General features: G+C 65.7%; 12 protein-coding genes. All 12 read left to right on the forward strand.

Going from position 1 to position 12,519, the window contains the following annotated elements; translation table 11 throughout:
• Nucleotides 1-34: 34 nt before the first annotated feature.
• The 12 genes from D5301_RS06670 (at nt 35) to D5301_RS06725 (ending at nt 12,503) form a co-directional block, all read left to right on the forward strand.
• Nucleotides 35-910, forward strand: coding sequence for a ParA family protein (locus D5301_RS06670; protein WP_033972342.1), 876 nt, complete (start codon nt 35-37; stop codon nt 908-910).
• Nucleotides 894-1,142: a hypothetical protein gene (locus tag D5301_RS06675; RefSeq protein WP_019726333.1), complete on the forward strand. Its 249-nt coding sequence runs from the start codon at nt 894-896 to the stop codon at nt 1,140-1,142. Before D5301_RS06670 ends, D5301_RS06675 begins: the two co-directional genes overlap by 17 nt.
• A complete protein-coding gene (locus tag D5301_RS06680; protein WP_033972343.1) occupies nt 1,135-2,799 on the forward strand; it encodes a ParB family protein in 1,665 nt (554 codons plus the stop codon). The genes D5301_RS06675 and D5301_RS06680 overlap by 8 nt, the downstream gene beginning before the upstream one ends.
• A 15-nt stretch (nt 2,800-2,814) precedes the next feature.
• Entirely contained in the window at nt 2,815-3,375 is a 561-nt protein-coding gene (locus D5301_RS06685; RefSeq protein WP_033972344.1) for a DUF2857 domain-containing protein, read from the forward strand.
• A gap of 3 nt (nt 3,376-3,378) precedes the next feature.
• On the forward strand, nt 3,379-4,605 hold the full coding sequence (locus D5301_RS06690) for an STY4528 family pathogenicity island replication protein (RefSeq protein ID WP_033972345.1): 1,227 nt from the start codon (nt 3,379-3,381) through the stop codon (nt 4,603-4,605).
• A gap of 318 nt (nt 4,606-4,923) precedes the next feature.
• Nucleotides 4,924-5,703 (forward strand): PFL_4669 family integrating conjugative element protein, encoded by a 780-nt coding sequence (locus D5301_RS06695; protein ID WP_033972347.1) that lies wholly within the window; start codon nt 4,924-4,926, stop codon nt 5,701-5,703.
• Nucleotides 5,700-6,227, forward strand: a complete 528-nt coding sequence (locus D5301_RS06700) for a DUF3158 family protein (RefSeq protein ID WP_009459718.1) — start codon at nt 5,700-5,702, stop codon at nt 6,225-6,227. The genes D5301_RS06695 and D5301_RS06700 overlap by 4 nt, the downstream gene beginning before the upstream one ends.
• A gap of 72 nt (nt 6,228-6,299) precedes the next feature.
• Nucleotides 6,300-6,740 (forward strand): single-stranded DNA-binding protein, encoded by a 441-nt coding sequence (locus tag D5301_RS06705; RefSeq protein WP_024008204.1) that lies wholly within the window; start codon nt 6,300-6,302, stop codon nt 6,738-6,740.
• 280 nt (nt 6,741-7,020) lie between these two features.
• Nucleotides 7,021-9,033, forward strand: a complete 2,013-nt coding sequence (locus D5301_RS06710; RefSeq protein WP_033972349.1) for a DNA topoisomerase III — start codon at nt 7,021-7,023, stop codon at nt 9,031-9,033.
• Nucleotides 9,034-9,552: 519 nt separating this feature from the next.
• A complete protein-coding gene (locus tag D5301_RS06715; RefSeq protein ID WP_033972351.1) occupies nt 9,553-11,160 on the forward strand; it encodes a DNA cytosine methyltransferase in 1,608 nt (535 codons plus the stop codon).
• A 242-nt stretch (nt 11,161-11,402) separates the two neighbouring features.
• Nucleotides 11,403-11,960 carry a hypothetical protein gene (locus D5301_RS06720; RefSeq protein WP_023103929.1) on the forward strand — a complete coding sequence of 186 codons (558 nt, stop codon included), beginning with the start codon at nt 11,403-11,405 and terminating at the stop codon, nt 11,958-11,960.
• A 330-nt stretch (nt 11,961-12,290) separates the two neighbouring features.
• On the forward strand, nt 12,291-12,503 hold the full coding sequence (locus D5301_RS06725; RefSeq protein ID WP_003290186.1) for a hypothetical protein: 213 nt from the start codon (nt 12,291-12,293) through the stop codon (nt 12,501-12,503).
• Nucleotides 12,504-12,519 lie beyond the last annotated feature (16 nt).

Consider the following 12,519-nt stretch of genomic DNA (forward strand, 5'->3'; position numbering starts at 1 on the left):
CCAGCGGACTTCCCATCCTCACACGGAGAACGCCATGCAGGTCGTATCCATCATTTCAACAAAAGGTGGCGTCGGCAAGACCACCACGGCCGCGAACCTCGGCGGGCTTGCCGCCGACGCGGGGCTGCGTGTGCTACTGCTCGACCTCGACGTGCAGCCCACCTTGTCCTCGTACTACGAGCTAGGCCACCGCGCACCTGGTGGCATCTACGAGTTGCTGGCCTTCAACGAGCGCGACCTCGGGTTGCTTGTGTCCCGCACGATCGTCGCGGGCCTGGACTTGGTGCTCTCCAACGACCACCGAGGCGAGCTGAACACCTTGCTGCTGCACGCGCCGGATGGGCGCCTGCGGTTGCGCCATCTCTTGCCGGTCCTGGCGCCTCTCTATGACCTGGTACTGATCGACACCCAAGGCGCGCGATCGGTGCTGCTGGAGATGGCGGTACTCGCCTCCAACCTCGCGCTGTCGCCCGTGACCCCGGAAATCCTCGCGGCGCGCGAGCTGCGGCGCGGCACCATGCAGTTGCTCGAAGACATTGCGCCCTACCGGCACCTGGGCATCGAGCCTCCACCTCTGCATCTGCTCATCAATCGCGTCCACCCTGTGTCAGCCAATGCACGGCTGATCCAGCAGGCCCTGCGCGATCTTTTCCAGGACCATGCCGGCATCCGCGTGCTGGCCACCGACGTGCCGGCCATCGAGGCGTATCCGCGTGCAGCTACGCGCGGATTGCCAGTGCATCGGGTCGAATACCGCCAGCCGCCGAGCAGAGTCGCCCCCGCCGCGCTCGACACCATGCGCGGCCTCGCAGACGAACTATTTCCGCAATGGCGGCACCGATTTGCCATGGTGTCCGGCCGTCCGCCACACCCTCTTGATGCCGGGAGGTCCCATGGCGAACGCACATGAGCTTGCCCGAGGCCACAAGCGGCTTCGCGCCCTGATCGAGTTCGCGGTTGGCGAAGGTTGGCACGTCAAACGCACGCCTGGCGGCCACCTCAAGTTCACCAAGCCTGGCTGCGCCGCGATCTACACCAGCTCGACGGCCAGCGACCACCGGGCGACCCTGAATGCCCGTGCGCAAATCCGCCGCGCCGAGCGCGAGGCCCGATACCAAGCGCAGGGAGGCGGCCATGGCTGAGGTCACCTCCCAGCAGATGGCTGGCAAGCTGCTCGCGGCCGGGTTCGAGCGCAGCGGCCCGTCAGCCTCGACCTTGAGCGACCCGATCGCCGACACACCCATGGTCGTGACCCTAGATCAGTTGCGCCCCTACGACCACGATCCCAGGAAAAAACGCAACCCGGCCTACGAGGAAATCAAGGCGTCCATCCGCGAGCGAGGTCTGGACGCGGCGCCGGCCATCACTCGCCGACCAGGTGAGGATCACTACATCATCCGCAACGGCGGAAATACGCGGCTGGCGATCCTGCGCGAACTATGGTCAGAGACCAAGGACGAGCGGTTTTTCCGTATATCGTGCCTGTTCCGGCCGTGGCCCAGCCGCGGCGAAGTCGTCATGCTGACCGGCCACCTGGCCGAGAACGAATTACGCGGGGGCCTCACGTTCATCGAGCGCGCCCTCGGCGTCGAGAAGGCACGCGAGTTCTACGAGCAAGAAAGTGGCACTACCTTGAGCCAGTCCGAGCTGGCCCGCCGCCTCGCTGCCGATGGCTTCCCGGTACAACAGTCGCACATCAGCCGCATGAACGACGCGGTGCAGTATCTCCTGCCCGCGATCCCCACCGTGCTCTATGGCGGCCTCGGTCGCCATCAGGTCGAACGCCTGTCGGTCATGCGCAAAGCCTGCATGCTCGCGTGGGAGCGCTACGCCAAGGGCCGCTCCCTGGTTCAGGACTTCCACGAATTTTTCCAGGAAGCGCTGTCGCAATTCGACGTCCAGGCCGACGAGTTCTCCGCGCAGCGCGTACAGGACGAGCTGATCGGCCAGATGGCCGAGTTGCTGGGTGTCAATTACGACGTGCTCGCCCTGGACATGACCGAATCCGAGAGCCGGCAGCGCGCCTTGATCAGCGACCCAACGCCGCCCTCGACGCCGCCTGCGTTGCCGGAGCCTGAGTCGGAAACCATCGCGCGCCCACCTGCCAACACCGCGCCACCCACCGCAGGGGCTGCATCGGCAGCGCCGCCTGCAGGCCAACCTGCGGCAACGCCTTCGACGCGCGAGAGCGACACGGATACCAGTCAGGCGGGTCCGGCCAGCCCTGCGGCGGGGAGCGATCTGCTTCGGGAACACATCGTCTCGCCAGCACCGACGACCGAACGGCTCCAGTCCATCCAGCGCATGGTCGCCGATCAGTTGGGCGATGCGCTGCCTCCCGACTTCTCGGCGAGCGTCTTGCAGTCCATCCCCGTGCAGGCTGGCGGGCTCTATCCGATCTCCGATGTCTGGTACATCGATCCCGGCTTGGATACTGCCGAGCGCTTGCGCATCCACATCGCACAGTTCGCCCGCGAAATCGCGAGCGAGGCAGACCTGGACGAGTGCATTGATGACCGTGCAGAGGGTATCGGTTTCGCCTGCCGGGCCCGCACCCAAAGTCCGGCGCCGCTGGGCCGTTCCGTCCTCGCATTGTTGGCGTGCCTGGCCGGTCAGCGGCCCGCCGACGTCGGTCTGCACGACGGGCAAATCGTCATCGACCTGCCGGCGTTGCTGCACGGCCAGGGTGATGCGGCCCAGCGATTGAGCGACACCGCGCTGGTCAAGCTGTTCCGGCTGCTGCGGCTGGCCCGGCGCCTGCTCGATCTTGAAGCCGGCGCTGCGGACCTTGGAACGTGAGCGAGGGAGGCCAGCATGTCCGCACCACACCCACTCAACCAGGCCGTCATCGCCCAGGCCCTCTATGACCTGCGCAATGGGCAACTGCGCCGGTGCAAACTGATGGGGTTTGGTGAGGAAGAACTGGACGCCCTCAAGCATCCCGCGCTGATCAGCGTGCTCGCCAACGCCAACGTCTCCTGGTGCTCGGTGACGGTGAACCGCGAAGTGCTCCGGCGACTACTCAAGCAGGCGCAGGACGTGGAGAAGGAAATCGCCACGGTCGATCGCATGCTCAGGCTGGGTGCGAGCACCGAGATGGTCAGTCGGTTCTATGGCCTGACCCACCAGGAGGTGGCGCTTCGCCGCGAAATCCTCGGCCTGCCCAAGCGCAAGGGCCGCCACCCCGTGCTGGACGAGAAACAGGACACGGATCTGTGGCGGCAATGGAAGGCCGTGACCGGCAGCAGGAATGTCGATCTCGAAGACGAAACCTCCATTCTCGACGCCGCCATGGACTTGGCCGAAGCCATGTCGCTGCCTCTGTCGGTGGTCTGGGCCTCGATCAAGAGCTGGGTCGATCAAGGATTGGGTTGAGCCATGGCCGTGGACGACACCGCACCACGCCGTGGCCCCGTCGCACTCGCGGACCTGTTCGACGCCGCCTTGAAAGACCTCGTGCCCAAGCCCAGTGCGCCAGCACCTATGCCTGCGCCGACGCCCGCCACGTCCGGCGATGCCTTCCTCTTCAGCGGCAACCGGCATGAGACCGTGCCGCGGCGACTGTTCCTCGACCGTCGCCTGACGCCGCTGGAGCGCAACGCCTGGCAGGTGTTCCGGCTGATGCTCAACGACGATGGCGTGACAGCCTTCCCGACGTATGAGCAGCTTCGACCCTGGCTGGCATCGATGCCATGCGCCGGGCAGGCCTCGCATGAAACCGTGGCCCGAGCGTTGACGCTGTTGCGCCTCACCCGATGGTTGAGCCTGGTGCGGCGACGGCGTGACCCCAAGACCGGCCGCATCCTCGGCAACCTCTACGTTCTGCACGATGAACCGCTGACGCCCTTCGAGGCCATGCAGCTCGACGCCGACTACCTGGCACTGGTCAGCCAGTCCCTCGGCCATTCGGCCAAGGCCGTCCAGATGGTCGGCCTGAACACCCTTAAGGAGATCGCGGAAGATCCGCTGCTCTCCGGGCGCACATTGCCGTCGCGGCTGCAGGTTCTGGCAGAACGCCTCGCCAGCCAAGGCATCACGGCCGCCGCAAGTTATCCACAGGAGGACGCCGCCCACGATTCCGAAGAAGGAGCATCGAGCCTTCTTCGGAATGCGGATGACCCATCTTCGGAATCCGAAGCAGGGGCGAAACCCGTGCTAAACGCCTCTCTTCGGAATCCGAAGATGGCCCGTATAGTACGTAGTAGTCGTATTAATGAAGTACGTACTACCGCGCAGGCGCGCGCGCTGGGCGATCTGCAATGGCCCAAGCGCTTCACGGAACTGAAGGCAGAGCAGCAGACAGGTGCCAGGGTGGCATTGCAGCAGGTTGATGCCGCGCTGAGACAGGCCGTGCTGGACGAATGGGCCACACGATGCAGCAGTCATGGCATCCGCAATCCTGCGGGGTATCTGTTCGGCATCATTCAGCGCGCCATCCATGGCGAGTTCAATGCCTGGGCCAAGAAAGACGCGCCATCGGCATCCGTCCCGCCAAACGAGCGACCACCACCAGCACCGCCACCTCAGCCGCAGGGTAAGCCAGTGCCGCCAGAAGTCGCCAAGCAGCACATCGAGCGGCTACGCAATCTGCTCGCCAGCAAGTGAGTCGGCATGCAAGGCGGTGAAACTAGATGCCCATGGCCGCCAGTAGAGCTATCCCCTGGGGATAGTTCCGCTGCTGGGCACAACGCCAAGCTGTCGCAGGCCTGGGATCGACCATCTGCCGCAGCATCGGCGTTGCCCCCCCTGATCCCGGCGTGCAGCGTTCGTTGGCGCTCCATGGAGCTATCCCCTGGGGATAGCTCGCGCCGCATGCAACCGCCACGCCCTAAACCGGGGCCCGCCGGGATTCGGATTCTTGACTGACTGCCTTCCGCTTCCTGTCGAAGCTGGCCGCTCCTTTTCCAACAACGAGCGGACACCATGGCAACCAATGAACCTCTGCAACTGAATCTCGGCTCCCTGCGCAGTGCGATGTCGCTGACCCTGCACACCCATCACGCTTCCCGCATCTGGCATGGTCGCGCCGCCGCCGAGGGGCGACCGGGCATCGTCGGCCTGAATGGCTATATCGCCCAGATGAACAAGATGCGGCGGGGCTCGGAGCAGGACGATCCGTACTCGGACTGGTGGATGCTGCGCATCGAGGACAAGCTCGACCACACCAAGGTCACGCTGCAATCGCTGCGCGAGCAGGTGGACCAGGCGCTGGCGAGTGTGCCGCCGGCGCTCAGCCTGGGCGAAAACCTGAACGTGCAGCCGGTCAAGCTCCCGCTCTTCGTCAACGCGCAGCTCGGCTTTGCCGCGGTCTATCTCCTGGCCGACTACGACGACATCGCCCGCAAGCTGATCCTCGCCCATCACACCGCGCTCATTGACCGCATCACCTTGGAACGCTGGCTCAACGAGGGCGCACATTCACTGCGCAGCCTGTTCTCGCTGGCCCAGCAGTATCGCTATTCGGGCTGCACACGCGATGACTTCGCGTCGAAGAATGCCGCAGCGCGGGCAGCGCTGGAGAAGTATGGCGAACTGCCGCAGGACGTGCTGGAAGGCACGCGCCGGTCGAAGTTTGCGCCGCCCATCGTGCGCCGTGGCCTGCAGCAGCGCGGCGACGGTCCTGCCGAAGCATCACTGCCCGGCGATGAAACCACCACCGCAGAGTCGCCCGAAGCCGCAGCCGGCGAGGACGAGCCGGCATGAGCGATCCGAACCCACCGACCCGCTACTTCCGAGGCCTGCAACAGGGTGCCTTCATGCGGCTGGAACACGCGGCCTATCTAAAAGGCCTTTTAAAGCCTTTTAAGGGTAAAGGGGACTTCGAGGCCTGGGCCAGCCAGTGCTTCGCCATGCGCGACGAGTTGATTGCCCTGGCACAGCGACAGGTGCTGGAGCAGGCATGCGGGCACCCCTTCCACCTGCTGCCCATCGAACTGGCCCAACAGACCACTGGCGCAGGAACCGTCTTCTTGCGCTGGCGCAGACACGACAGATCGGCCATGGGCGTGGCGCTGTGGCGGGAGCTGGTCGCCAGCAGCAGCACACCCGTCAACCTGCTGGCCGACCTGCACGCGATCGAGCTGCAGCGCATCACGTTGAACATGCAGATCAGCCTGCTGCACACCCTGGGCAGGCAGGCGCAGGAATGCGCCAGCAAGGCGGCCGAGGCGGACGACGCCTACCTGCGCCGGCTCACGCCCATTCCCGCCGCAATGCGCGATCGGTGATTGCGCCGGGCATCCAGCACGCTCCCGGCGCCGACGAGGCACGGGTATTTCAACCACCACGGAGATCACACCATGAGCACGCATTTTTCCGGCGAAGGCAACATCGGTTCGCCACCGGAGTACCGCGAATTCCCCAACGGCAACGACGAACCCAGCCGCCTGCTACGCCTGAACGTCTATTTCGACAACCCTGTGCCGAAGAAGGATGGCACGTTCGAGGACCGGGGCGGCTTCTGGGCGCCGGTGGAAATCTGGCACCGCGACGCCGAGCACTGGAAGGACCTGTACCAGAAAGGCATGCGCGTGCTGGTCGTCGGCCGCATGGAGCGCGAACCTTGGACGGACAACGAGGATCAGCCGCGCGAAACCTGGCAAATCAATGCGCGCAGCGTCGGCATCCTGCCGTACCGCATCGAGTCCGTGGCCCTCAGTCCGAAGCCGCAGGAGGCAGAACCGAAGCCCCAGGCCGCTCAAGAATCGACCGCGCCGAAGGAGGCGAAGCGCAGGAAGTGAACCGGCATGGAGGGCGGCGGCCGCAATGCTTCGCCGCCCTCCATGCGCTCGCGAGCTATCCCCAGGGGATAGCTCCACCAACGTCCACCGACTTCCACGCGCTCCCGCAAATCGCGGCTTCCGGTCCGCACACCTGCGGCCACGCGCCACCCCGCCCAAGCCATTCCATTCCGTGAAAGCGGTCGCCGCTGCATGCGGCTTGTTTGCTGCTGCCCCAGGTGGCGCTCGGCATCCTCGATTCCAGCAACTCCATGAACAACGGGAATCGGGATGGACGGACATGCGGCTGTTCTTGTGCGAGAAGCCCTCCCAGGGCAAAGACATTGGCCGGATTCTCGGTGCCACGCAGCGCGGTGAAGGCTGCCTCAACGGTTCCGGCGTCACCGTCACCTGGTGCATCGGCCATCTCGTGGAAGCCGCAGCGCCCGAAGCCTACGACGAGCAGTTGAAGCGCTGGTCCATCGAGCAGTTGCCCATCATTCCCCAGCATTGGCGGGTCGAGGTCAAACCGAAAACCGCCACGCAGTTCAAGGTCGTCAAGGCGCTTCTGGCGAAGGCGACCCAGCTTGTCATCGCTACCGATGCCGACCGCGAGGGCGAGTTGATCGCGCGCGAGATCATCGACCTGTGCGGCTACCGCGGCCCCATCGAGCGGCTGTGGCTGTCGGCGCTCAACGACGCATCCATTCGCGCCGCACTCGGCAAGCTCCGGCCATCGGCCGAGACCTTGCCGATGTACTACTCGGCGCTGGCGCGCTCTCGGGCGGACTGGCTCGTCGGCATGAACCTCAGCCGGTTGTTCACGGTGCTGGGGCGGCAGGCCGGCTACGACGGCGTGCTGTCGGTCGGTCGCGTCCAGACCCCGACGCTCAAACTGGTCGTGGACCGGGATCGCGAGATCGCAGCCTTCGTGTCCGTGCCGTACTGGGCCATCGACGTGTCCCTGTCCGCTGGCAGCCAGGCTTTCACCGCGCAGTGGGTTCCCCCGAAAGCATGCACCGACGACGCCGGCCGCTGCCTGCAGCAGCCCATCGCGCAGCACGCCGCGCAGCAGATCCGCGCCGCGGACAGCGCCCAGGTGGTGGCGGTCGAAACCGAGCGCGTGCGGGAAGGCCCGCCGCTGCCGTTCGACCTGGGGACCTTGCAGGAGGTGTGTTCCAGGCAGCTTGGGCTCGATGTGCAGGAGACCTTAGACATTGCTCAGGCCCTATACGAGACGCACAAAGCCACGACGTACCCGCGCTCCGATTCGGGCTACCTGCCCGAAAGCATGTTCGCCGAGGTGCCAACGGTCCTCGACAGCCTGGTCAAGACCGATCCCTTGCTGCGACCGATCATGGACCAGCTCGACCGCACTCAACGCTCACGCGCCTGGAACGACGCGAAGGTGTCTGCTCACCACGGCATCATCCCGACGCTCGAACCGGCGAACCTCTCGACCATGAGTGAGAAGGAACTGGCAGTGTATCGGCTGATCCGGGCGCATTACCTGGCGCAATTCCTTCCTCACCACGAGTTCGACCGCACTGTGGCGAACCTCTCCTGCGGCCAGCAGACGCTGGCGGCCACCGGCAAGCAGGTCGTCGTCAAGGGGTGGCGCCTGGTGCTGGCCGAACCGCAATCCGAGGAGGATGGCGACCCTGCGGCGCGCAGCCAGGTACTGCCCGCGCTGCGCGAGGGCCTGGCATGTCAGGTGGCCGACGTCGATCTGAAGGCGCTCAAGACGCTGCCCCCTCGGCCCTATACGCAGGGCGAGTTGGTCAAGTCCATGAAGGGCGTCGCCAAACTGGTCTCGGACCCGCGCCTGAAACAGAAGCTCAAGGATACGGTCGGCATCGGCACCGAAGCGACGCGGGCCAACATCATCAGTGGCCTGCTGACGCGGGGCTACCTCATGAAGAAGGGCCGCGCCATCCGCGCCTCGGATGCGGCCTTCACCCTGATCGACGCGGTGCCCACAGCGATTGCCGACCCAGGGACAACCGCCGTCTGGGAACAGGCGCTGGACATGATCGAAGCTGGACAGCTCACGCTGGACGTATTCATCGGCAAGCAGGCTGCATGGATCTCACAGTTGATCGCGCAGTACGGCAGCACGTCCCTGTCCATCAAGGTTCCCCACGGACCGCCTTGCCCACAGTGCGGCGCACCGACGCGCCAGCGCACCGGCAAGAGCGGCCCATTCTGGTCGTGCAGTCGCTACCCCGACTGCAAAGGCACGCTGCCGGTCGAATCCGGCACGTCCAAGCGTGGTGCCTCGCGCCCGCGCCGCAGCGGCCGCAAAGGCTCCTGACCGACCCCGTTCCCCGTGAGCCGTGCCCGCCATCGGCGGCGCGGCCTGTGTTCCGCACGCCCTGCGGGACGCCCAGCGCGCAACGCCTTCTTGTCCGTGTGCGCGTCCCGCTTGGTCATCCCCGGCCGCGGGACCTGAAGGTAGCTTCTCCGCGAACCGCCTCCTGCGCGTTCTGCTGATCTGCATTTCTCCCGCCTCTGCGAAGGGTCCCCCGGTGGCTTGCCAAGCTGCGCGAGCCACCCGGAGACCCTTCGTGGTCAGCGGTATTCGGTGCCGGTGCCCGCCGGCGCAAAAACGGGCTCCCTTTGTGCGCGGATGTGCGCCAGACGATGCCGGCGCGAACCACGACATGCGCCGGGTGTGATTGCTGATGAGCAGACGGTTCTAGCGACGACCGGGCCTGCACCAGCCCACGGGTGGTTCTGTCCTCCCGAGCCGAAGGCCGCAGGGCCTTCGGCGCCTTTCTCCTGCCTATCAACGTCCCGGCCCGCCCCGGGCCACACGAACAGGAGACCCGACATGAACCCGCAACCTTGCACCCTTCGCGGTGCACCCCAGGCCGCGCCACTGCTGTACGGCAGCGTGTGCAGCGGCATCGAGGCCGTGAGCCTCGCATGGCAACCCCTCGGCCTCAAAGCCGCGTGGTTCGCCGAGATCGAGCCGTTCCCGAGCGCCGTGCTCGCCCACCGTTACCCCCATGTGCCCAACCTGGGCGACATGACCGCGATCGCCCGTCAGGTGCGCGCCGGCACCGTGCCGGCGCCCGACATCCTGGTCGGCGGCACGCCGTGCCAGTCGTTCAGCGTTGCCGGCGCGCGCCAGGGGCTGAACGACCCGCGCGGCGCCTTGACCCTTGCCTATGTGGAGCTTGCAAATGCCATCGACCAAACCCGCCACCAAGACCGCCGCCCGCCGGCAACGCTCGTCTGGGAAAACGTCCCCGGCGTCCTCAACGACCGCAGCAATGCCTTCGGGCATTTCCTGGGAGCACTGGCCGGAGAAAGCCGTGCGCTCCAGCCGCCAGGGGAAAAATGGGCGCACGCTGGTTGTGTGTCTGGACCCCGCCGCCGCATCGCCTGGCGCGTGCTCGACGCTCAATATTTCGGTGTCGCCCAACGCCGCAAGCGCGTGTTTCTTGTGGCATGTGGTGGTGATGACCTCGATCCCTCCGAAGTACTTTTTGAGCGCACAGGCCTGCGCGGGGATTCTTCTGCGGGCCGTGCGCCGTGGCAAGAAGCTGCCCGCGCTGCTGGACCGGGTGCTGCAGCAGCAGGCGGATACGCAGGATTCGCTGGACTGAACCAGCCCTACGGCAAGGTCACGACGACGTTCGGATTCAGCGGCGGCATTGGCCCCGTCGATGTTGCGGCATGCCTGATGGCCGCGGGTCCCAAGCACGACATCCGCACCGAGACGTTCATGGTGCAGTCCATCGCCGGCAGCATCGCCCACACCCTCGACACCGCCAACAACGGCAAGGGCAGCAGCGAGGACGGTACGGGAAAGGGCGTGCCGATCATCGCCTTCACCGCCCAGGGCAGCGGCGCGGACGCCACGATCGAACTGACGCCGACGCTGCGTGCCGGCGGGCATCGCAACAGCCATGCGAACGCAGGCGTCGTGCCCGCCATCGCCTTCGCGCAGAACAATCGCGGCGAAGTGCGCTTCGAGTCGGGCCATGGACAGGTGTCTTGCACCGTCCTGTCCAACGGCAAGCCGGGCTACGGTGTGCCGATGGTGGCCTGCGTTGCCCTGCGGGGACGGACGCAGGGTCTTGCCGCCGAACTGGGCGGAAGCGTTGCGGCGGCGTTGCGTACCAGCGGCGGCGGCGCAGACAAGCCCCATGTCCTGGCCCCCGACTTCGAGGCACATTTCCGCTACGACTGGAATGAATCCGGTGCAGCGGACTGGTCGCAATGGCGGGTGCGGCGGCTGATGCCCATGGAGTGCGAGCGGCTGCAGGGCATGCCCGACGACTACACGCTGATCCCCTATCGCGGCAAGCCTGCCGCAGACGCTCCGCGCTACAAGGCGATTGGCAACTCCATGGCCGTCCCGTGCATGGCTTGGCTGGGCAACCGGCTGGTGCAGTGCCTGCACAAGACGGACTCGACCGCTTCGGATTGATCGACGACGCAGCCTGCCGGCCGCGCCATTCTCCCCCTGCATTGCCGATGTATCGGCAGCAGCCCGCAGCCAGGGTGTCAAGGCTGCCGTGGGTTCCGCCCACGCCACCCACCAGTTCGCTTCGGCATCTCACCGGCGAACGCTGCCCACCGGGGCACCGATGCCTCCTTTCTCCAACCCACGGGATGGTCGCCACGTCCCGTCAGGGGCATGTCGCCACCCGGTCGATTTCAGGACTTCCCATGGACACCATCACCAAGCAAGACCGCATCACGCTGAAGAACCTCAAGGTCGCCGACTTCGCCAGCGAGGAAACGCTGTGCTTCACCGCGACCATCGTGTTCGACGGCACTCCCATCGCCGAGGCCCGCAACGACGGGCATGGCGGCTCGACATTCCTCCGCGCGCTCAATGGCAAGACGACGCTGCTGGCTCAGGCCGAAGCCTTTGCCAAGGGCTTGCCGCCTGCGCCGCTCGATCTAGGTCAGGAGGGTGAAGACCCTCATTACATCGACATGACGCTCGACTTCCTGGTCGATGAACTGGCCGATGCCATGCACGCGGAGCGCAAGGTGCGAGCCGCCTTCAACCGCGACATCGGCAACAAGGTGCTGTTCATCAAGGACGGCAAACTGCTGTTCATCAAAGGCATCAAGCTCAAGGCTATCGCCGACCGCAAGGCGTACTTCGCGTCGCTGCGCACCAGGCAGGCCCAGCCCATCGTCATCCTCGCCGAGCTTCCGCCCGAGCGGGCATTCGACCTGTGGAAGCAGCATGTCCTGGGCGACAAGCCCGATTGACCCAGCGCCACCGCACCCTCCTGACAGCCCCGTACTCGATGCGGGGCTTTTCTTTTCCGGTGCTCATCAATCGGGGCTGGGCCGAATGCCGTTTTCCAACTGACGCGACGCAGCCCTCGCACGAAGCTGCCTGCATGTTCGCTGATTCGTCAGCACATGCCAGCAGCCAGGGTTCCAGGCTGCCGCGGGTCTCTCCCGCGTCACCCACCAGTCCGCATCGCATCAATTCTGCGGATGAGCGTCCCCGTGACGCTGATGCTTTTTATCAACCGCGTGCGGGAGCTGCCATCCCGTGAGGGACAAGGCCCCGCTTTTCCAAGGAGCCCGTCCATGTCCCAGCAAGCCTCTTTCGGCCAGTTGGCCCTGACCTACTGCGGCAAGTTCCTGCCGCTCGAAGTCTTGCAAAGCGCCGCCGGCCACTACATCGGCACGCGCGATACCGAAGGTCCCGTTTCGCGGGAATCCCGCGAGTACTTCCGCAGCTATGCCGCGGCTCAACGCGCCCTCGAAAGAGGCGGCTGGTCCCAGCTCGCCATTCCCTGATCCAACTGGAGAAATC

It is taken from the genome of Stenotrophomonas sp. MH181796, from assembly GCF_009659995.1.
GTDB lineage: Bacteria > Pseudomonadota > Gammaproteobacteria > Xanthomonadales > Xanthomonadaceae > Stenotrophomonas > Stenotrophomonas riyadhensis.

Bases quoted from the DNA above. Each gene is read 5' to 3' on its own strand.
- D5301_RS06670 (WP_033972342.1), top strand. From the start codon at position 35: ATGCAGGTCGTATCCATCATTTCAACAAAAGGTGGCGTCGGCAAGACC.
- D5301_RS06675 (WP_019726333.1), top strand. From the start codon at position 894: ATGGCGAACGCACATGAGCTTGCCCGAGGCCACAAGCGGCTTCGCGCC.
- D5301_RS06680 (WP_033972343.1), top strand. From the start codon at position 1,135: ATGGCTGAGGTCACCTCCCAGCAGATGGCTGGCAAGCTGCTCGCGGCC.
- D5301_RS06685 (WP_033972344.1), top strand. From the start codon at position 2,815: ATGTCCGCACCACACCCACTCAACCAGGCCGTCATCGCCCAGGCCCTC.
- D5301_RS06690 (WP_033972345.1), top strand. From the start codon at position 3,379: ATGGCCGTGGACGACACCGCACCACGCCGTGGCCCCGTCGCACTCGCG.
- D5301_RS06695 (WP_033972347.1), top strand. From the start codon at position 4,924: ATGGCAACCAATGAACCTCTGCAACTGAATCTCGGCTCCCTGCGCAGT.
- D5301_RS06700 (WP_009459718.1), top strand. From the start codon at position 5,700: ATGAGCGATCCGAACCCACCGACCCGCTACTTCCGAGGCCTGCAACAG.
- D5301_RS06705 (WP_024008204.1), top strand. From the start codon at position 6,300: ATGAGCACGCATTTTTCCGGCGAAGGCAACATCGGTTCGCCACCGGAG.
- D5301_RS06710 (WP_033972349.1), top strand. From the start codon at position 7,021: ATGCGGCTGTTCTTGTGCGAGAAGCCCTCCCAGGGCAAAGACATTGGC.
- D5301_RS06715 (WP_033972351.1), top strand. From the start codon at position 9,553: ATGAACCCGCAACCTTGCACCCTTCGCGGTGCACCCCAGGCCGCGCCA.
- D5301_RS06720 (WP_023103929.1), top strand. From the start codon at position 11,403: ATGGACACCATCACCAAGCAAGACCGCATCACGCTGAAGAACCTCAAG.
- D5301_RS06725 (WP_003290186.1), top strand. From the start codon at position 12,291: ATGTCCCAGCAAGCCTCTTTCGGCCAGTTGGCCCTGACCTACTGCGGC.